This window comes from Bradyrhizobium sp. SZCCHNR1015 (genome assembly GCF_032489875.1).
In the GTDB taxonomy this organism is placed as follows: domain Bacteria; phylum Pseudomonadota; class Alphaproteobacteria; order Rhizobiales; family Xanthobacteraceae; genus Bradyrhizobium.
This window is the reverse complement of the sequence record NZ_JAUEYW010000018.1, coordinates 113,361-133,479: the sequence shown is the minus strand read 5'-3', so window position 1 is coordinate 133,479 and position 20,119 is coordinate 113,361. Positions and strand designations below refer to the sequence as shown.

The following is a 20,119-nucleotide window of genomic DNA, read 5'->3' as shown; positions in this document are numbered from 1 at the left end:
ATGTCGGGCATGGACGCTGGAACGCAGAGGGCAACGGCTGACACCGCGCGCACGGCGTGGATCGATTTCGCGCGTGGCCTTGGCGTCATCCTGGTGGTGTACGGTCATGTGCTTGGCGGTCTCGTGCGCCCGGGCATCTTCCCGGATGGAGCCGTCGCGCGCTGGATGGACTACACGCTCTATACGTTCCACATGCCGCTGTTCTTCTTCCTGGCCGGCTTGAACGTGCAGCACAGCTTGCGGCGCGGCGCGCGTTCCTTCCTCACCTCCAAGCTCTGGACCATCGCCTATCCCTACGTGCTGTGGTCGTTGATCCAAGGCGGGATCACGATGCTGCTGGCGCGGGATGCCAACATCCCGATCCATCCCGGAGATCTCGCCGCGATATGGTATCGTCCGATCGCACAGTTCTGGTTCCTCTACGCGCTGATGATCTGCCATGTGTTCGCGGTGCTGGTTCCGTCGCGGACGGTTTTGATCACGCTCGCGCTGGCCGGGCTCGGCGTGTTCCTCGCGCTGCCGATCCGGCCTGACCTCGCACTCACCCTGCATCATCTGCCGTTCTACGTTGCGGGCATCTACGGCACCCGCGTGGTGGCGGAATGGCGGCCGTTCGGCTGGTCCTCTCCGGTCGTGATCGGGATTGCGTTTGCGGCCGCAGTGGCGCTGGGCGGCCAGCTGTCCGGCATGGACGCCAACGGGCTCGCCTCCCTGCCGGCCTGTGTGCTCGGCATCGCCGGCACGGTCGGGCTCTGCAAGCTGCTCGCGCCAACCAGTCATCGCTGGCTTGCGGCCGCAGGCGTGGCGTCGATGACGATCTATGTGCTGCACATCCTTGCCGGCTCGGGCGTGCGGATCATCATGCTGAAGCTGCACATCCCGCCATTGCCATGGGTCTACCTGCTGGCCGGAACGGCGGCCGGCGTGGTGCTTCCTCTGATCGCGCATGCCATCCTGCGGCGGCTCAATCTGCTGGCCGTCTTCGGGCTCGCACCACTGGCCTCCCGCAAGCCGCAGACTGCGGCGATCACGCCGCGCGTTGCAACGTCCGATCAGGCGCCGGCCTGATGCTGCCGCGCGGCGACGGTGCGCCGTGCTGCGCCGGCCGTCTGGTCGAGCGGACAGGCCATCGCGACGAGCATCCAGAACAGCGCCGAGACCTCGCCGGAGGAGATGCTGGTCAGCGGCAGCTGAACCAAGAGCGCACTGATGGCGAGCGCCCCGAGCACGGCGCCCTCGCGCGTCGGCATCCGCCACGCGGCTCCGGTGGCGGCGAGCCCGACCCAGACATAGGCCGCGAGGCAGATCAGTCCGACCGGAATGCCCATCGTCACCCAGCTTGCGATGATCTGCCCGTCGATCGGCATCGCGCCCGCGACGCCGACGTCGGTGATGGTGAAGCCCGATCCCAGGACCATGCTGTTCGGCGCATTCCACAGCGTGACGAACTCATCCAGCCGCTCGCTGCCGCTGCTGTCCTGCGACACGCTGCCGAGCGATTCCAGACGGGAGGTGATGACCTCCGCGAACGGCGTGAACATGACGGTGACGATCACCGCGCCGACCAGTCCGACCGTGATCGATACGGCGCGACGCCGCGTCGCGGGGAACAGCATGCAGAACAGCACGCCCACCGCGAGCGTGATCCAGCTGGTACGATAGAGCGACAGCAACAGGCCGAGTGCTGCGGGCGCCATCGCCGCCATCGACAGCCATCCCGGGCGCAGGAAGCCCACCAGCAGCAGGCCGGTGGCCGTGAAGGTCGCGTAGCTGGCGGGGCCGTTCATCGTGCTGAACACGCGGACCATGTAGGGCAGCGGATAGCCGGCCGAGGTGATGCTGGCATTCACCATCCAGAACCGATCCCAGCCTTGCGGATCGACATATTGCCAGATGCCGTAGAGGCCGGTGACCGGCAGCACCAGCAGGAAGACACGCGTGATTGCATCGAGCAGGGCGCCGTCGGATCGCGACCGCTGCTGCAGGGCGATCGCATAGAGCACGGGCGCGGCCCATTTCATTCCGCCATTGGCGGCGTTAAACCAGTCGTTCTGGAATATCGACAGCACGCCGCCATAGACGATGCAGGCGAGGACGATGAAGGGCGCCACGAGCCATGGATTGCCCGGCCTGTCCTTGTCCGAGGGCGAGAGCACCAGACTCGGAACTGGCGCGATGATGAACAGCAGCGGGCCGCTCAGCATGATGCCGGACGAATCGAATCCCGCGGAGATGTCGACCAGGCGGCGCACGAAAGGAGCGAAGGCGAACATCAGGATCGCCGACTGCACGTGGGCTGCGGGGCTGCGACGCCACGCGAACCAGCCGGCGACCGCGCAGCCGAGCACGAAAGCCGGCCTGACGATGCCGCCGAGTGCGGGCACGGCGAGCGCCGTCGCTGCCAGGAGAAGCGCGGACGGCCAACAGTTCATCGCCATCGCCGCGAGCGGCTGCGGGTCGATTCGGCTCTCTTTCATGAAGTCGGACTATAATGGAAAACCCGGGCTCCCGACGCACGTTCGAACGAGACCGTGCCGGCGCGCATGGCTGGGACAGCCGCATGGCCGGGAAAGTCAGAGGCCCGGCGCCTGGGGCGGCCGTCAACCGAGGCGACGAAAGAAATGATCCGAGCATGATGCGACGCGTAATCGTGGCCACACTTTTCGCAGCGTGGTTGGTCGTCTCCTTGACTGCGACGGCAGGAGCCGCGGAGGTGCTGCCGGCCCGCGACGTCTGCCAGCCGACCACCTCGGCCAAATCGCGCGACGGCAATTGCGTTCCCTGCGCCGTCGGACCCATCTCGACCGCCCCAGGCTTCCTGGCACTGCTGGAGCAGGTGCGCTCGCGGCGCGCCGCCTTTGCCGACATCGACCGTCGTATCGATGGCGCCAGCGGAGATCCGGAGGTGCAGACCCTGCTGCAGGGACGCAACCTGGCCCGTGCGCTGTACGGTTCTGATGCGGATTTCATCGCGGGCGGTAGCGCCTCGCGCTGTCTCGTGCCGGACGACGAGGCTGCGCGAGCCAGGGCGACGCCGATTGCCTGCGACGCGATTCCGCGCGAGGGGCTGGTGGTGCTTCTGACCGCGGGCCAGTCGAACATCTCCAACACCGGCGCGGCCGATCAGAGTGGCCGGCTCTATCAGCCGCACAACCGGTTCTACAATTTCGACCGCTTCGACGGCCGCTGCTACGTGGCGCGCAATCCCTTGCTGGGAACGCCGGGTGAGGGCGAGAACGTCGCCACGCGGCTGGGCGACGAATTGATCGATCGCGGGCTGGCGAAGACGATCCTGATCGCACCCGTTGCGATCGGCGGGACGTATATCGAGGAGTGGCGTGTCCGTGGCGGCAAGTATTTCGAGGTGCTGCTCGCGACCCTTGCCGGCCTGCGCGAGGCGGGTCTCGAGCCGAGCGCGGTGCTCTGGCATCAGGGCGAGTCCAACGCCTTCGCCTTCTCGACCAATGGCGCGGAGGACGGCACGCAATTGCAGGTCACCGCGAAGATGAAGGAGGCGGGACGGCTGTCCTACTTGCGGAACGATCTCGAGATCGTGGCCGGGCTGCGCGCGGCCGACGTGACCGCGCCGATCTTCGTTGCCGCGGCGACGCTCTGCGGCAGCGTTCCCGACGAGATCATCCGGTCGGCGCAGGCCGCCGTGCCGAACCCTGCGACCGGCGTCTATCCGGGGCCGGACACCGACCAGATCGGCCTTCCGCTGCGCCACGACAGCTGCCACATGAGCCACGCCGGCACCGAGCTTCACGCGCGGATGTGGGCCGATCGCCTCGCCGAATTCTGGAAGTCCGGCGGGCGGAGACCTTGACCGGAGAACCGTCCGCTACCCCAGCCGCTGATCCCGCGCATCCTGCGTGGTCTCGCTCGCCGACTTCCTGGCGGCCTTCTCCGCGCCCTTCTCGGCGCCCTTGCGACTGGCGATCGCCGCGACCTTGCGGCCCGAGATCTCGCTGCCGGCGTCATCCGGCATCTGCCAGAACAGGATCGACGACAGCGCCGAGGTGATGGCGACGACGATGAAGGCGGGCGCGAAGGACGCCGCGGTGAGCTGGCTCGCGCCGTGCATCCACATCGTGGTCTCCACCGAGAACGCGCCGACCGCGACGCCGGCGGAGATCGCGAGCTGCTGGTTGACGCTGGTGAGCGTCGTGGCGCGGCTCATCTGGGCGGTCTCGACCTCGGCATAGGCGACGGTGTTGATCGCGGTGAACTGCAGCGAGCGGAAGAAGCCGCCGACCACGAGAATGATCAGGATCAGCAGCAGCGGCGTCGCCGGCGTGAACAGCGCGCAGGCGGCGAGGAAGACCGAGCTGACGACGGCATTGACCGTCATCAGATGGCGGAAGCCGAAGGCGCGGATGAGCCGCGCGGCCAGCGCCTTCATGCCCATTGCGCCGGCAGAGGAGCCGAAGGTGACGAGGCCGGACTGGAACGGCGACAGGCCGAAGCCGAGCTGCATCAGCAGCGGCAGCAGGAAGGGCAGGGCGCCGATGCCCAGGCGAAACATGAAGCCGCCGACGATCGAGGCGCGCAGGGTCGGCAGCCGCAGCAGCGAGAAGTCGAGCACCGGCGAATTGGTTCGCCGGGAGTGGCGGACATAGAGCGTCATCGAGATCGCGCCGATCGCAACGAGACTGGCGACCACCGACCACGGCAGCAGGTTGAGACCGGCGACCGAGAGACCGAAGGCGAGACCGGCGAGGCCGATGCCGGCCAGCACCATGCCAGTGAGATCGAACGGCTCGGGATTGTCGCTCTTGATCGGATCGATGAAGCGCAGCGCCATGATGATGCCGACGATGCCGATCGGGATGTTGATCAGGAAGATCCAGTGCCAGGAGAAATAGGTGGTGATGAAGCCGCCGACCGGCGGCCCGATCACCGGGCCGATCAGCGCGGGGATCGTGACCCAGGCCATCGCGCCGACCAGCGCGCTCTTGTCGACGGACCGCAAGAGGACAAGACGTCCGACCGGCGTCATCATCGCGCCGCCCATGCCCTGCAGGATGCGCGCGAACACGAAGTTCTCGACGGAGTTGGCGAGCGCGCAGCCGATCGAGCCGATCATGAACACCGCGACCGCGCTGGAGAACACCCGCCGCGCGCCAAACCGGTCGGCGGTCCAGCCGCTCGCCGGGATGAACACCGCCAGCGACAGCAGATAAGACGTGATGGCGAGCTTCAGCGTCAGCGGGCTGGTGCCGATATCCCTGGCGATCGCCGGCAGCGAGGTCGCGATCACCGTGGAGTCCATGTTCTCCATGAACAGGGCGGTGGCGACGATCAGCGGAATGACGCGTTGCTTGTTCATCGAATCTCGGGAGGGACGGGGAAGGCCGGCGCCGCGGCTGTAGCACCCTGCGACGAACGGGGCCATTGCGCTGCTGGCATGGCCCCCTAGATGCAGCGTGACGCTGCCGCGTCATCGTTATTGGAGATGTGCCGATGATCTATCTGCTCGCCGCCCTGGTGCCGCCGCTGGGCCTGCTGCTCAACGGGCAGCCGTTCGCGGCCATCTTCAATCTGCTGCTCTGCCTGGTCTGCCTCGTCCTCGGCCTGTTCTTCCACGTGCTGCTGCGGGTGCCGTCGGCGCACGCGCTGATCGCCGTGCACATGCGGCGGGAGGACCGGCGCCACCGGGAGGTGGTCGAGGCCATCCGCCGCTATGGGCCGCCGCCGGGCGCCTGGCGCTAGAGGCGCGGAACTTCTGCTCCGGAATCGGGGCGTCCGCGACCTTTTGTTGCGCGTTTCGGACCTGATCAGGGCCGGTCTGGGCCGTTCTTCGCAATCGCGGGAGGATGGCGGATCGGCTCTTTGATTCGTCACAGGCCCATGCTATCGACCCGCGTCAACCCCACCGATGGGCACCGATTCGACGGCGAGGCATGGTCTCGACGGCGGCGCCGCTCATCCGTAACCGCATCGCGGCCGTTCTGGCCGCAGACAAGGAGTTGACGATGGCGACCGTCCAGACACTTCGCGAAGCCTTTACCTTCGACGACGTGCTCTTGAAGCCGGGCCTCTCCGATGTGCTGCCCTCCGAGGTCGACATCCGTTCGCGCGTGACGCGCGAGATCCCGCTCAACATTCCGATCATGGCCTCCGCCATGGATACCGTCACCGAGGCGCGCATGGCGATTGCGATGGCGCAGGCCGGCGGTGTCGGGGTGATCCACCGCAATTTCGATCCCGAGGGCCAGGCCGCCCAGGTGCGCCAGGTCAAGAAGTTCGAATCCGGCATGGTGGTCAACCCGCTGACGATCTCGCCGGAGGCGACGCTGGCCGACGCGCTGGCGCTGATGAAGGACTACGGCTTCTCCGGCATTCCGGTCGTCACCGGCGGCGGCAAGGGCATCCCCGGCAAGCTGGTCGGCATCCTGACCAATCGCGACGTCCGCTTCGCCACCGATCCGCGCCAGAAGATCTCCGAGCTGATGACGCACGAGAACCTCGTCACCGTGCGCGAGGGCGTCGGCCAGGACGAGGCCAAGAAGATCCTGCACAAGCACCGCATCGAGAAGCTGCTCGTGGTCGACGACCAGTACCGCTGCGTCGGCCTGATCACCGTGAAGGACATGGAGAAGGCGGTCGCGCATCCGCTCGCGTGCAAGGACGCGCAGGGCCGACTCCGTGTCGCCGCGGCGACGACGGTGGGCGAGGGCGGCTTCGAGCGCACCGAGAAGCTGATCGAGGCCGGTGTCGACCTCGTCGTGGTCGACACCGCGCATGGTCATTCCTCGCGCGTGCTGGAAGCCGTCAACCGCATCAAGCGCATCTCCAACGCCGTGCAGGTCATCGCCGGCAACATCGCCACCCGCGACGGCGCGCAGGCGCTGATCGATGCCGGCGCTGATGCCGTCAAGGTCGGCATCGGCCCGGGCTCGATCTGCACCACCCGCATCGTTGCCGGCGTCGGCGTGCCGCAGCTCACCGCGATCATGGATGCGGTGGAAGCCGCCAAGAAGGCCGACGTGCCGGTCATCGCCGACGGCGGCATCAAGTTCTCCGGCGACCTCGCCAAGGCGCTTGCCGCCGGCGCCGACGTCGCCATGGTCGGCTCGCTGCTCGCCGGCACCGACGAGACGCCCGGCGAGGTGTTCCTGTGGCAGGGCCGCTCCTACAAGGCCTATCGCGGCATGGGCTCGGTCGGCGCGATGGCGCGCGGCTCGGCCGACCGCTACTTCCAGCAGGACATCAAGGACACCTTGAAGCTCGTGCCGGAAGGCATCGAGGGCCAGGTGCCGTACAAGGGCCCGGTCGGCAACGTCATGCACCAGCTCGCGGGCGGCCTGCGCGCCGCGATGGGCTATGTCGGCGCCAAGGATCTCGCCGAATTCCACGGCAAGGCCGAGTTCGTCCGCATCACCGGCGCGGGCTTGCGCGAAAGCCACGTCCACGACGTGACGATCACCCGCGAGAGCCCGAACTATCCGGGCGGGGTGTAAACAACCACCGCTCTCTCCGTCATTGCGAGGAGCGAAGCGACGACTTGTCCGCCATAGCCCGAAGGGCGACGGCGGAAGCAATCCAGGGGTTGCGCGCGCGGCCCTGCTTGCGCTCGCAATGACGGCTCCCGTGGGGTCGGCGCCGAACGCCACATCAACAAACAAGAGGAAACACCATGTCCCAAGCCAAGCGCATCGTGCTCGCGTCCCGTCCCGTCGGCGAGCCCAAGCCGTCTGATTTCCGCCTCGAGGAGCACGCCATCCCGACTCCCGGCGCCGGCGAGGTGCTGTTGCGCACGATCTGGCTGTCGCTCGATCCCTACATGCGCGGGCGCATGAGCGACGGGCCGTCTTACGCCCAGCCGGTGCCGGTCGGCGGCGTGATGGAGGCGGGGACGGTGTGCGAGGTGGCGGCCTCCAACAATCCCGGCTTCAAGGCCGGCGACATCGTGCTGGCGCGCGCCGGCTGGCAGACGCATGCGGTCTCCGACGGCAAGGGTCTTGCGAAGATCGACCCGAGCCTCGCGCCGATCTCGACCGCCGTCGGCGTGCTCGGCATGCCCGGCATGACCGCCTACACGGGCCTGCTCGACATCGGCCAGCCCAAGCCGGGCGAGACCGTGGTGGTCGCCGCCGCCTCCGGCGCGGTCGGCTCGGCGGTCGGACAGATCGCCAGGATCAAGGGCGCCCGCGCCATCGGCATCGCCGGCGGCAAGGACAAGTGCGACTACGTGAAATCCGAGTTCGGCTTCGACGACTGTCTCGACCATCGCGACCCCGATCTCGCCGCCAAGCTGAAGGAAGCCTGTCCGAAGGGTATCGACGTCTATTTCGAGAATGTCGGCGGGGCGGTGTTCGAGGCAGTGTTCCCGCTGTTCAACGCCTTCGCGCGCATGCCGGTCTGCGGCCTGATCGCCCATTACAACGATACCCAGTCGGTGGCGCCGAAATGGGCCGGCGCGCTGATGCGCAACGTCCTGACCAAGCGGCTCCTGATCCGCGGCTTCATCGTCTCCGACTTCGCCTCCCGCCACGGCGACTTCCTCAAGGACATGTCGGCCTGGGTCCGCGACGGCAAGGTCAAGTACAAGGAGCACGTCACCGAGGGCCTGGAGAACGCGCCCGCGGCGTTCATGGGCCTGCTCAAGGGCGCCAATTTCGGCAAGCAGCTGGTGCGGGTCGGGCCGGACAAGGCCTGAGCCACACCTGATGTGATTCTTCAGCCTGTCCGCAAAAAAGCGGGAACCACAGCGCCTTATTCGGAGTCCTGAGGGAACCGGTTCATCCACGAGGGCCCGGCATCATGCCGGGCCTTCACTTTTCCCAAGGGGGGATTGTCGATGTCGCTGCCCATGGTGCTGCTGCCCGTTTTCGTCGAGGTTGCACTGACCTTCGCGCTGCTGTTCTGGAATAAGAGGAAGGCGCAAGCCACGGATGCCGCCGATGAATTCGGCCTGCCGACCTTGTTCTATGCCCTGATCGCGCTTGCGCTGCCGCTGCGCCATGCCGATCTGGTGATCGTGCTGCTGTCCTGGGTGTTCGTCGTCACCCGCTTCGTCAATGCCGGCTTTATCAGTGGGGCAGACAAGCGCGGGCTGGCCTGGACCGCCTCGGCGCTGGTGCTGCTGGCGATGTGGCTGTATTTCGCCCTGAAGATGCTTCTCCTGATCTGAGACTGGATACTGAATGACCCCCGCCGCCCGGCTGTCCGCCGCCATCGACATCATCGAATCCATCGAGTCCCAGCGGGCGCCGGCGGCGAAGGCCTTGAAGGATTGGGGCACCAGCCACCGCTTCGCCGGCTCCGGCGACCGAGCCGCCATTGCCGGCCTGGTCTGGGACGTGCTGCGCCGCCGCGCCTCCAGCGCCTATGTCATGGAGGACGACACCGCGCGGGCGCGGGTGCTGGGCATGCTCAAGCTCGAACGCGGCCTGGATGTGCCGACCATCGCCGCGATGTGCGACGGCAGCCGCTTCGCGCCGCCGCCGCTCACCGCCGCCGAGGAGAAGGCGCTGGCCGCGCGCACCACCGAGGGCGCGCCGCCGCCGGTCGCCGGCGACTATCCCGACTGGCTCGACCCGTATCTCGCCGCCGTGTTCGGCGACGACCGCGTCGCCGAGGCCATGGCGATGGCCAGCCGCGCGCCGCTCGATTTGCGCGTCAACACGCTGAGAGCGAAGCGCGAGAAGGTTCAGGCCTCGCTCAAGCATCTCGGCGCCGTGCCGACGCCGTGGTCGCCGCTCGGCCTGCGCATCACGCTCGGGGCCGACGCGCGCAATCCCGGAATCCATGCCGAGGAGGATTTCATCAAGGGCGCGATCGAGGTCCAGGACGAGGGCTCGCAGCTCGCGGCGCTGTTCACCGCGGCCAAGCCCGGCGAGCAGGTCATCGACCTCTGCGCCGGCGCCGGCGGCAAGACCTTGGCGCTGGCCGCGATGATGCAGGGCAAGGGCCGCCTGATCGCCACCGACGCCGACAAGCGCCAGCTCGCGCCGATCCACGAGCGGCTGTCGCGCGCCGGCGTCCACAACGCCGAGATCCGCAGTCCGAAGGGCGACGCCGACCCGCTCGCCGACATCAAGGCCTCGGCTGATCTGGTGGTGATCGACGCCCCCTGCACGGGCACCGGCACCTGGCGCCGCAACCCCGACGCCAAATGGCGCATGCGCCCCGGCGCCCTGGAGATCCGCCTCAAGGACCAGGCCGAAGTGCTCGACCGCGCCGCCCGTCTGGTCAAGCCCGGCGGCCGCATCGGCTACATCACCTGCTCGGTGCTGCAGCCGGAGAATGGCGACCAGGTGCGGGCGTTCGTGGCGCGGCACCCGGAATTTGCGGTCCAGCCGCCGGAGCAAACCGCTACCGTTCTCTGGGACAAGGCCGAGGCCTTCGCCGAAGCCGCGCTGAAGTCGGACGAAGGCTGGCTGATGACCCCCCGCCGCACCGGCACGGACGGGTTTTTCGTGTCTGTGCTGCGCCGCTCCGCCTGACGCGGGCTGCCCATGACTGAGCCCTCTCCCCTTGTGGGAGAGGGCATGCAGGACAGCTCGGCAGATTCGGTCGGGTGAGGGGTATGCCTCCGCGAGCACTGTTCGCCGAGAGATACCCCTCACCCAACCGCGTGCGTGGATGGGCCGGTGATGCCCTCTCCCACAAGGGGAGAGGGCGCTGCATCGGGCAGCCCTGCAAAGCGTGTCGGTGAAACGGTTGCACGGCGCGGTGAATCCCCCGCTGCCAAGGGTTGCGAGTCCCCCCGCAGCGGCGTAATTCCTTGCCATGACAGCCCCAGCCAACAACACCCCGACCGCCGCCGCCACCGACACCTCCGTGGCCGCGCTCCATGACAAGATCCTGATCGTCGATTTCGGCAGCCAGGTCACGCAGCTGATCGCGCGCCGGGTGCGCGAGGACGGCGTGTATTGCGAGATCGTGCCGTTCCAGAAGGCGGAGGCCGCCTTCCGGCAGATGAACCCAAAGGCCGTGATCCTCTCCGGCGGCCCCGAATCCGTCCACGAAGAGGGCTCCCCGCGCGCCCCGCAGCTGATCTTCGATTCAGGCGTCCCGGTGATGGGCATCTGCTACGGCCAGATGACGATGGCCGCCCAGCTCGGCGGCACCGTCGAGGGCGGCCACCACCGCGAGTTCGGCCGCGCCGACGTCGAGGTGAAAGCCAACAGCCTGTTGTTCGACGGCGTCTGGCAGAAGGGCGAGCAGCACCAGGTGTGGATGAGCCATGGCGACCGCATCACAAAGATGCCGCCGGGCTTCTCCGTCGCCGGCGTCTCGCCGAACGCGCCGTTCGCCGTGATCCATGACGAGACGCGCAAGTATTACGGCCTGATGTTCCACCCCGAAGTGGTGCACACGCCCGACGGCGCCAAGCTGATCCGCAACTTCGTCCGCAACATCGCCGGCCTCGGCGGCGACTGGACCATGCACGCCTTCCGCGAGGAGGAGATCAAGAAGATCCGCGCCCAGGTGGGCAAGGGCAAGGTGATCTGCGGCCTCTCCGGCGGCGTCGATTCCGCGGTGGCCGCCGTGCTGATCCACGAGGCGATCGGCGACCAGCTCACCTGCGTGTTCGTCGACCACGGCCTGCTCAGGCTCAACGAGGCCGAGACCGTCGTCGACCTGTTCCGGCACCACTACAACATCCCGCTGGTGCATGTGGACGCCTCAAAACTCTTCCTCGGCGAGCTCGCAGGGGTCACCGACCCCGAGCAGAAGCGCAAGACCATCGGACGACTCTTCATCGACGTGTTCGAGGCGGAGGCGAAGAAGATCGGCGGCGCCGACTTCCTGGCGCAGGGCACGCTCTATCCCGACGTGATCGAGAGCGTCTCCTTCACCGGCGGCCCCTCGGTGACGATCAAGTCGCACCACAATGTCGGCGGCCTGCCGGCGCGCATGAACATGAAGCTGGTCGAGCCCCTGCGCGAATTGTTCAAGGACGAGGTCCGCGTGCTCGGCCGCGAGCTCGGCCTTCCCGACGTGTTCGTCGGCCGCCACCCGTTCCCGGGCCCCGGCCTCGCGATCCGCTGCCCCGGCGAGATCACCGTCGACAAGCTCGACATCCTGCGCAAGGCCGACGCCATCTACATCGACGAGATCCGCAAGGCCGGCCTCTACGACACCATCTGGCAAGCCTTCGCCGTGCTGCTCCCCGTCAAGACCGTCGGCGTCATGGGCGACGGCCGCACCTACGACTACGTCGTCGGCCTGCGCGCCGTCACGTCGACGGACGGCATGACCGCGGACTTCTATCCCTTCGACATGAAGTTCCTCGGCAACACGGCGACGCGCATCATCAACGAGGTGAAGGGCGTGAACCGGGTGGTGTATGACGTGACATCGAAGCCGCCGGGGACGATTGAGTGGGAGTAGAAAGCTCCTCCGATACGGCGCAATGCCTTCAATTGCTTACATCAAAACGAAAATCCGAGTTTACCCGGTGTGACCCATTTGTGTGCGCTGAGGTCGTGAAAAGAGCTGAACGTGTACCGGCTGCCGCCCTCCGTGCCGGATGCGCTCGATATCCTTGAGGGGAAAATTTCGTAGCACGTCACGACATTTGTGAGGTCTTTGAATGGTGATCAACGTCTTGGCGCCGGGGCGCGGTTCTCCAGCGAAGCTCCAGACGCGGTTCGCGCTTAAGCAGGACAGGTGGAACGATTTTGGATTTCAGACCCTATATCACCTGTATTTTCAGTCGGAGCACGGCGATCCGAAACCGACTCTTATTGGTTCGGTTAAAATACTGCGAGAGAGGCAGACGGGGGCGGATGGCATCCAAATTTCGGAGCCATTTGAAAGTCTCGGTCCCCAATTCTGTTCCGTTGGGACGTCACTGGATTATTATGCGCGCCTAAGTGAAATTACTGAACAGGATCGTGATGGAATATTAGATGCTCTTCGTGATGTGGTTGCCAATAAACAGCTTCAGCTCAATTTTCGACAAGAAGAGGGATGGCGAGTTTCTCTGTTTCGAGACAATGACGATATCGAAGGATTCTTAGCGGACGCTACGGCAATTTACGCCCACAGATACACAGACTTGGCGAAACTTGACGAAGCAATTCAATTCTATCCTGCTGGTTGGTCCGATCCGATAAATCTCGATTTTGATGCGGCGGATCCCTATTTCTATTTCGGAAGAAAACGCTCGATTGGGCCAAGCGGGCGGCAAGTGTTGTTACCTCGCCGAATAGTCGTTGTAATCGGTAGGAACGGGTCGGGAAAAAGTACGCTGCTTGCGCGTATCGCTAGAGTTGCTTTTGCCGCTCCATCCGATCGGAAACTCCGAGTCCTACAAGATGTCGGATCGTTTCAGCCTTCCTCAATAGGCTTTCCTCGAATCATTGCCATTTCTTATAGCGGGTTTGATAATTTCAGCGTGCCCGCCGCATACGATACTGATCTGGATCAGATTGCATCTGATATCGACAGAGGAGCAGGACGATATGTCTACGCGGGCCTTCGAGATATCGCAGCTGAGGCGCGAGACGAGCTGTCCCTTTTACAAGAGAGAGACAAAAATCTTGACAGGAGAGTGTTGCTCCGCGGGAACGAACGTAGCGACTCTACAAAATTGAAATCTGTTGAGCATTTGGCCGACGAATTTGTGCGCCTAATTGCGCAAATTGAGGCCGAGGATGGTCTTTCGCTCTTCGATGCAGCTCTAGCGCCACTCCTCGCTGATGCATCCTTTAGCGATCTGGATGGCCGTAGTCGCTATGCGCTGTTGGGTGATGATCCAAAAGCGTCCTTCATGAGCTGGAGCACAGGTCATAAAATTGCTCTTCACGTCATAGCCTCAATCGTGGCTACGGCCACACGTCGAGCTCTGGTCCTGTTCGACGAGCCAGAAACTCATCTGCACCCACCACTTGTTGCAGCCTTGATGCATGCAATTCGCATCGTCCTCGAAGAGAAGAATGCGTTCGCTTTGGTTGCGACGCACTCGCCTGTGGTCCTGCAAGAGACCCTGGCCCAGCATGTCAGAATAATCCACAGAGCAGGGGATAGTTTTTCAGTTGAGCAGCCTAAGGCGGAGACATTTGGTGAAAATGCTGGGATTCTTACGCAAACCATATTTGGCCTAACGTCTGCGGCTACAGACTATCATCACGTCCTTGATCTGCTGATTGAAAATTTTGACACAGTCGAGCAGGTAAACGAGTTGTTTTCACCAGGCCTCAGCGCACAGGCTTTAGGTTATGTGATGGCGGGGCTTGCCCGAAAGGAGAGGAAGGAATGAGGTCTCTTCCGCTTCCCGATCGGTCGAAAGTGCGTGAGCACTTAGTCCAGGCGCTCGAAGTGTTTAATTGGGCGGGAGAGCAAAAAGGCTACCCTGTTACAGAGCAAGAACTTGATGAGGTGCTTGAGCTGTACGATCTTTATGATGCTGCGGGTGGCGTGCCTAATGAGGATCTGAAGGGCGATTCGCTGGAAGATGCGCTGAGTCAGGCAATAAAAGACGGTTATCGGTTTACCCAACAACGAGGAAAGCTGTCAGGCATCCGAACGGATCTGTTTAAGGGGGTGTCGCATTGCCCGATCTGCGGAATATCACCGCCCAGAGATCTCGACCATTACCTTCCCGAATCCATTTTTCGTCCGCTGGCGATCTACGTATGGAATCTCGTGCCGTATTGTCACGACTGCAATCATTCAAAAGGTGCCCATGATCAGTCCGAGGAGGAGAAGCGTTTTTTTCATCCTTATTTTGACGTCTTGCCAGAGTTTCAGTTTGTGAGAGCTAGTGTAGCGCTCGATAATTCCGCACTATTGGTCGATTTCTACATTGATCCTTGGTGTGGGCTTGACGATGCGCTTTATGCTAGGCTTTCATATCAATTCAAGCGATTGAAGCTCGGTGATCGGTTCCGAGCAGAATTGAATAGTTATTTGACTGGTCACACCACTGCCTTGGTCTGGGCGTTTGAGGCGCAAGCCGAGACGGGCGTTAAATCGTTTCTCCAGCATCAGGCGAACGTTGAAAGGGGTGCGTTTCATCCTAATCACTGGCGTCCTGTATTGTTGAGTGCTCTTTCTGATCACGATGAATTTTGCTTAGGTGGATTCAAGAATGTATTACCGGTGGCGTATCTAACTGGTTTGAAGGCTTAATTTAGTTTACTTCAGCGATCGACAGTTTTGTGTGTAATAGTCGGCCGAGGGACTGATCGTCGTAACTCTCGTAGCGTAGTGTCGATACGTGCCGCTTCTCCGGCTTCGTTCCCCGCTCATGCCGCATCGGCATGGCATCGATGCGCCGGAACAGGTCCTCGGCTAAGATGGACGTCTCCGAGGCGAAGGCGATGTGGTCGTTCTTGCAGTTCAGGTCGCGGTGACAGTGCACGAAACTCATTGGCTCCCTCGCTGCGATTGAGCAAGTTGGTCGCGACGTGGCGACGGCGAAAGCCACGCACGGACACCCCGTCCACGGATCATCTGCCCGACGGGCAATCCGCGCATGCCCCGCATGCGCCAACTGCCCGTCGTGCCAGTTTGTCGCGCACTCCACCCTTGCCACGTCGGGCAAATCACCTCCACATTCTCGCGCATCCCGGCTCGCTGAAGAGGGACGTTTCGCGATCGTCATGAAGCGTCGAGCCGGAGAGGCGATGGGCGCGTTGCTCTGCAGCCGGGTGTCACAGCCCGTGCCGACGAACGGAGCGAGGCGACGGCGAAGTGGTGTGGTCCTGGTCTCCCGACGCTGAGACCAAGCCGGCGGGATGATGATCCGCTGGTGACGGGGGGCAAGACAGCCGGTCCCCGGGGAGAGCGCCTATAAGCCGCAAAACCGTCGCGCAGGGAAGGCCGGATATTGGGCTGAACCTGTGGTTCTGCCGCGTGCTTGTTTGCTGCACGCGGACCGCGGGTATCAGCCGATACCCGGTCTTCCCTGCGCCTCTTCTTCGAAGAAGAGGTTCATGCGAGGCGCACGACTCGGGCGGAAACCGCCGCGAGATCGCCCACCCATATCAGCTGTTTGACACGTGCAGAGACGAGCCACCTGATCGCCGCGGCAGGGCATGGACGACGACCTGATCGCCGATCTTGTCCTTGAGGATCGCGTTGCCGCCGGTGACGAGCGACGTCCTCGCGGCCCTCGTCGTCGTAGACGGCGGCATGGGTGACTGCGGCTGACGCGATCGCATGGCGGTGGTCGTTCGTTTGATCGCGCGGCCTCGACGCGGGGAGCGGCGTCGCTGATCCCTCGGTCCAATCGGCGGAGGACTGCATGTGCGTCTACGCGCAACGATCAGACGCGGAAGCGTCCCAGCGGACCATTCTCCAGGATCGCAGTGAAGACGCGGTGATGACTGCGGATCGCGTCGAGGTCGCTCGGCGTGCGGATGCTTCGCTCGGCGTCCTCCAGCACGAGGTCGGCCTGTTTGCGGATACAGTCGCTCCGATCCGGGTCGCGCTCGCGGCTCACCACCTGCGTCAGCACCTCGATCATGCGGATGAGGACCGGCGGCGCATTGGTCGCGTTTTGCCGGATCATGTCGAACATGGCGCCGACCAACTCGCCGTAACGAAGATGTGGAACGACCAGCGACGGCTTGCCATCCTTGATCCGGACGCCGGTCTGCAGCTTCACCGGCTGTATCTCGCACAGCGCTGCGCCGAGGCGGCCGAGGACGGTGATCGCGGTATGGGGATCGTTGATCCCCGGCGAGAGCGCGCGGACCGCAACTTCGACGAGCTGCCGGATCGCGAACCGGAGATCCGCCGATGTCACCTGCTGCGGGCTGAGCGCGGCCGCATTGCGGATTGCCTCTTCAATGCCATCACAGGGGTGCGTCGCGATCGCGATCGGTGCTCCGGGAAAGACGTAGTCGCCCGGCCGGACCAGGAGATGGACGGCGGTGCCGTGCTCGCAGGCCCAGGTCGCAAGTCCGTTCTCGTCGAGCTGGACCAGATAGCCTTGCCGCGGATCTGTGATCGGAACGGCATGTCGCCAAAAGCTCTGGGGTGGCGGTGCAGGTTGACTGCCTTCGCGCGTGAGCGATCCTATCATCGCCTGCACATCCTCGCTGACGAGGCTGATGACGGTGTCGACGTTGATCCGTCCGGACATGTGACCGACGAAGTAGACCAGATTGGCGACCGAGAGAAACGCGAGCACGATGCCGATCGTGGTCGCAAGATGCGGCACGAACTCCCCTTCCGCCGGCGTGCGCACGCTGCGCAGCACGATCAGCGCGTAGCAGAAGGTGGCGAGGAAGACGCCGAGCGTGACCTGGTTGCCGCGGTCACGCGTGAAATTCCGCAGCAGCCTCGGCCCCATCTGTCCGGCCGCGAGCGACAGCGCCGCGATCATGATCGAGAACACCGTGCCGGCGACGCCGATCGTCGAGGATGCGATGGCGCCCAGGAGGGTGCGGGCGCCGGTGGCTCCGCCGGTGTAGAGCCATTCGTCGCGCAGCCAGCCGGGCACGATCGTGCCGCGATCGATCGCGATCGCCTGAAACGCGATGCCGATACCGAGTAGGATCAGCAAGGCCGGCACCAGCCAGAACGTCTCTGCGAGATCGTCGAGCAGCTTGCGGAATCGCGCGGTCATTGCTCCTCATTGGCGGGGCGGTCGGACCAGCCTGCGCTGGGCGATGACACGCGGCGGCCGGCTGGACGGACGGCAATGGTCCGTCGCCTGTCAATGGTTCCATTCCGCGAAGGTTCCGCTCAACCTCCAACGGATCCTCCTCATCGCGCACTGCCGGCCAGGGCGCCTTCCACAAAGCTTGCGAACGCCCGCGCCTTGGCGCTAGCCAGACGGCCTGGAAAGACGGCCCAGAGATCGAGCGGCGGCAGCATCCAGTCAGCCAAAATGCGGCGCACGGCGCCGCTGGCCAACTCCGGGCTGAACATCCAGTCGGACGCGATGGTCAGGCCCATGTCGGCGAGCACGGCCGCCCGCAGACCTTCGGCCGCACTGACCCTGATGCGCCCATGAACCGCAACGGACGCTTCGGCACCGTCACGGGCGAAGGACCAGACGTTGGGGAGTTGGCTGTAGATCACCGCCTCATGCTCTGTGAGATCCGCGGGACTGTGCGGCTCGCCAGCACGCGCGAGGTAGGCCGGCGTGGCCAGCACTGAACGCCCGCCGGTCGCCAGCTTGCGTGCGATGGCCGAGGAGTCGGCGAGCGCGCCCATTCGCAGCGAGACGTCGATTCCTTCGGATACCAAGTCGATGACGCGATCGTCGAGGATCACGTCGATCTCGAGGTCCGGTTGCTCGTCAAGAAAGCGTGGCAGTAGCGGCACGATATGCAGGCGGGCGAATGTCGTCGCCGCGGACACGCGCAGGCAGCCGGATAGTCCCGCGCCGGCCCCGCGCGCGGCAAGCTCGGCCTCGTCGGCTTCCTGGATGGCTGCCTTGGCCCGCTCATAGAAGCGCTGCCCGGCCTCGGTCGGGCTTAGTCCGTGCGTCGAGCGGATCAGCAGGCTCACCTGGAGCCGGTCCTCGAGCTGCGCAATCGTTTTCGACACGGCGGGCTGGCCGACATTGAGTTGCCGCGCGGCAGCCGAGAAGGAGCCGGTTTCGACAACGCGCACGAATGTCGACATGGCTTGATATCTGTCCACCGTCATTCCTCCTGGGAATAACCGTTATCGCCCACGGCCTGCTGCCCTGTCGAGCGGAACAGGGGCATCAGTTCTCCACGCTTTCGGGCCGACCGAAGGCAACCTGGTCGAGACCGGAGCGGATTGGCTGACGCCGACCGCGACTGGGCTCCTCGGTCTTGGGCATCGGCCCCAGCTGCACTTGAGGTGACGAGATCATGCTTGACGTCTATGCCTTCGCCACGCCGAACAGCATCAAGGTGCCGGTCGCGCTGGAAGAGTTGGGGCTCGATTACGCGCTGCACGGCGTGAACATCCGCAAAGGCGAACAGAAGGCGCCGAATTTCACTGCACTGAACGCCAATGCCAAGGTGCCGGTGCTGGTCGACGGGGATATCGTCCTGACCGAGTCCGCCGCCATATTGGTGTATCTCGCTGAGAAGACGGGTCGTCTGTTGCCGGCCTCGGGTGAGGGGAGGGCGCGCGTTTTCGAGCAATTGTTCTTCCACGCGTCGGGCTTGAGCCCGGCGTTCGGCCAATCGGGCTTCTTTCAGCGTCTGGCGAGCGAGCCGCAGCCGATCGCGATCGAGCGCTTCTCCAACGAAGCGAAGCGCACAGTTTCGATCCTCGACGGCGTTCTTGCCAAGCAGCCCTTCACCGCCGGCCACGAGTTCACGATTGCCGATATCGCTCATTTTGGCTGGCTGTGGCGGCGCGAGTTCGCCGGCGTTGATCTTGGGCAGGCGCCCAATGTCGCGCGCTGGTACGGCGAAGTCGAAAGCCGGCCAGCTGTGCAGCGCGCGGTCACGCGCGTGAACGCGCTCATTCCTGCCGCCTGACGCTTCCTTTCACCCTGATCCACGGAGATAGATCATGACGCTTCAGTCCAAGCTCGATGCCTTCAAGGCCGATTTCGAAGCGGGCAAACCACCCTATCAAGTGCCACGATCGGTGATCGAGACGATGCACCGGGCCACGGCCGAACTGATCGCGAGCGGTGCCGCGACGCGCGCGCTGAAGGCGGGCGACAGGGCGCCGGTCTTCTCATTGAAAGATCCAGATGGCCAGCTCGTATCGTCCTCGGACCTGCTCGCCAAGGGCCCGCTGGTCGTGAGCTTCTATCGTGGCGTCTGGTGCCCCTATTGCAACATGGAGCTGCAGGCGCTCCAGGCAGCGCTGCCGGAGTTCGAGAAGCTCGGCGCCAGTCTGGTCGCGATCTCGCCGCAGACGGCGGCGAACAGCCGAAAGTCAGTGCGTCAGAACGAGCTCGGCTTTCCGATCCTGTCGGACACGCACAACGATGTGGCCGCCGCTTTCGGGCTTCGCTTCGCGCTGCCCGACTATCTCGTCGATCTCTACAAGAGCCTCAAGAATGATCTGCCGGCCTTCAACGGCGACCCGAGCTGGACGCTGCCGATGCCGGCTCGTTACGTCATCGCACCTGACGGCCTGATCCTCTACGCCGAGGTGAACCCGGACTACACCCGTCGTCCCGAGCCTGAGGACATGCTGCCCGCGCTTCGGCGCGCAGCCGCGGTCGCCGTTTGACCTGCGTCTCCGCCGCTCTGCGGACGAAGCC

The 20,119-nt window shown here is 64.6% G+C and carries 17 protein-coding genes; 12 read left to right on the top strand and 5 right to left on the bottom strand.

Annotated elements, in window-relative coordinates; genetic code table 11:
• The first annotated feature begins 9 nt into the window (after window positions 1-9).
• Window positions 10-1,068 (top strand): acyltransferase, encoded by a 1,059-nt coding sequence (locus QX128_RS28075; protein WP_316239131.1) that lies wholly within the window; start codon window positions 10-12, stop codon window positions 1,066-1,068.
• Here QX128_RS28075 and QX128_RS28070 read toward each other — a convergent pair.
• Complete coding sequence (locus QX128_RS28070) at window positions 1,053-2,477, bottom strand: O-antigen ligase domain-containing protein (RefSeq protein WP_316239130.1); 1,425 nt, start codon at window positions 2,475-2,477, stop codon at window positions 1,053-1,055. The genes QX128_RS28075 and QX128_RS28070 overlap by 16 nt on opposite strands.
• Window positions 2,478-2,686: 209 nt before the next feature.
• On the opposite strand from QX128_RS28070, the gene QX128_RS28065 reads away from it, so the two are divergent.
• Entirely contained in the window at window positions 2,687-3,826 is a 1,140-nt protein-coding gene (locus QX128_RS28065) for a sialate O-acetylesterase (RefSeq protein WP_316239129.1), read from the top strand.
• Between the two features lie 15 nt (window positions 3,827-3,841).
• On the opposite strand, the gene QX128_RS28060 is transcribed toward QX128_RS28065, so the two are convergent.
• Complete coding sequence (locus QX128_RS28060) at window positions 3,842-5,329, bottom strand: DHA2 family efflux MFS transporter permease subunit (protein WP_316239128.1); 1,488 nt, start codon at window positions 5,327-5,329, stop codon at window positions 3,842-3,844.
• Window positions 5,330-5,463: 134 nt separating this feature from the next.
• Between QX128_RS28060 and QX128_RS28055 the strand changes: the two genes are divergently transcribed.
• From QX128_RS28055 to QX128_RS28020, 8 genes are all read left to right on the top strand, one after another.
• Window positions 5,464-5,712 (top strand): hypothetical protein, encoded by a 249-nt coding sequence (locus QX128_RS28055; RefSeq protein WP_316239127.1) that lies wholly within the window; start codon window positions 5,464-5,466, stop codon window positions 5,710-5,712.
• 263 nt (window positions 5,713-5,975) lie between these two features.
• A complete protein-coding gene (gene guaB, locus QX128_RS28050; RefSeq protein ID WP_316182664.1) occupies window positions 5,976-7,463 on the top strand; it encodes an IMP dehydrogenase in 1,488 nt (495 codons plus the stop codon).
• Window positions 7,464-7,639: 176 nt separating this feature from the next.
• Window positions 7,640-8,662: an NADP-dependent oxidoreductase gene (locus tag QX128_RS28045; protein WP_316182665.1), complete on the top strand. Its 1,023-nt coding sequence runs from the start codon at window positions 7,640-7,642 to the stop codon at window positions 8,660-8,662.
• A gap of 141 nt (window positions 8,663-8,803) precedes the next feature.
• A complete protein-coding gene (locus QX128_RS28040) occupies window positions 8,804-9,136 on the top strand; it encodes an MAPEG family protein (RefSeq protein ID WP_316216338.1) in 333 nt (110 codons plus the stop codon).
• Between the two features lie 13 nt (window positions 9,137-9,149).
• Complete coding sequence (locus QX128_RS28035) at window positions 9,150-10,451, top strand: RsmB/NOP family class I SAM-dependent RNA methyltransferase (RefSeq protein ID WP_316239126.1); 1,302 nt, start codon at window positions 9,150-9,152, stop codon at window positions 10,449-10,451.
• Window positions 10,452-10,737: 286 nt separating this feature from the next.
• On the top strand, window positions 10,738-12,345 hold the full coding sequence (gene guaA, locus QX128_RS28030; protein WP_316239125.1) for a glutamine-hydrolyzing GMP synthase: 1,608 nt from the start codon (window positions 10,738-10,740) through the stop codon (window positions 12,343-12,345).
• 202 nt (window positions 12,346-12,547) lie between these two features.
• Window positions 12,548-14,218 (top strand): AAA family ATPase, encoded by a 1,671-nt coding sequence (locus QX128_RS28025; protein ID WP_316239124.1) that lies wholly within the window; start codon window positions 12,548-12,550, stop codon window positions 14,216-14,218.
• Window positions 14,215-15,090, top strand: coding sequence for an HNH endonuclease (locus QX128_RS28020; RefSeq protein ID WP_316239123.1), 876 nt, complete (start codon window positions 14,215-14,217; stop codon window positions 15,088-15,090). The genes QX128_RS28025 and QX128_RS28020 overlap by 4 nt, the downstream gene beginning before the upstream one ends.
• A gap of 1 nt (window position 15,091) precedes the next feature.
• Here QX128_RS28020 and QX128_RS28015 read toward each other — a convergent pair whose 3' ends face one another.
• From QX128_RS28015 to QX128_RS28005, 3 genes are all read right to left on the bottom strand, one after another.
• Complete coding sequence (locus tag QX128_RS28015; protein WP_316239122.1) at window positions 15,092-15,331, bottom strand: hypothetical protein; 240 nt, start codon at window positions 15,329-15,331, stop codon at window positions 15,092-15,094.
• A gap of 897 nt (window positions 15,332-16,228) precedes the next feature.
• On the bottom strand, window positions 16,229-17,536 hold the full coding sequence (locus tag QX128_RS28010; RefSeq protein ID WP_316239121.1) for a DUF2254 domain-containing protein: 1,308 nt from the start codon (window positions 17,534-17,536) through the stop codon (window positions 16,229-16,231).
• 140 nt (window positions 17,537-17,676) lie between these two features.
• Window positions 17,677-18,561: a LysR family transcriptional regulator gene (locus tag QX128_RS28005; protein WP_316239120.1), complete on the bottom strand. Its 885-nt coding sequence runs from the start codon at window positions 18,559-18,561 to the stop codon at window positions 17,677-17,679.
• Window positions 18,562-18,758: 197 nt separating this feature from the next.
• Here QX128_RS28005 and QX128_RS28000 point away from each other — a divergent pair, with 197 nt between their 5' ends.
• Both QX128_RS28000 and QX128_RS27995 read left to right on the top strand, forming a co-directional pair.
• The gene (locus tag QX128_RS28000; protein ID WP_316239119.1) at window positions 18,759-19,379 is read left to right on the top strand and encodes a glutathione S-transferase family protein; all 621 of its coding nucleotides are present in this window, start codon (window positions 18,759-18,761) and stop codon (window positions 19,377-19,379) included.
• Between the two features lie 34 nt (window positions 19,380-19,413).
• Window positions 19,414-20,088, top strand: coding sequence for a peroxiredoxin-like family protein (locus QX128_RS27995; protein ID WP_316239118.1), 675 nt, complete (start codon window positions 19,414-19,416; stop codon window positions 20,086-20,088).
• The last annotated feature ends 31 nt before the right edge of the window (window positions 20,089-20,119 follow it).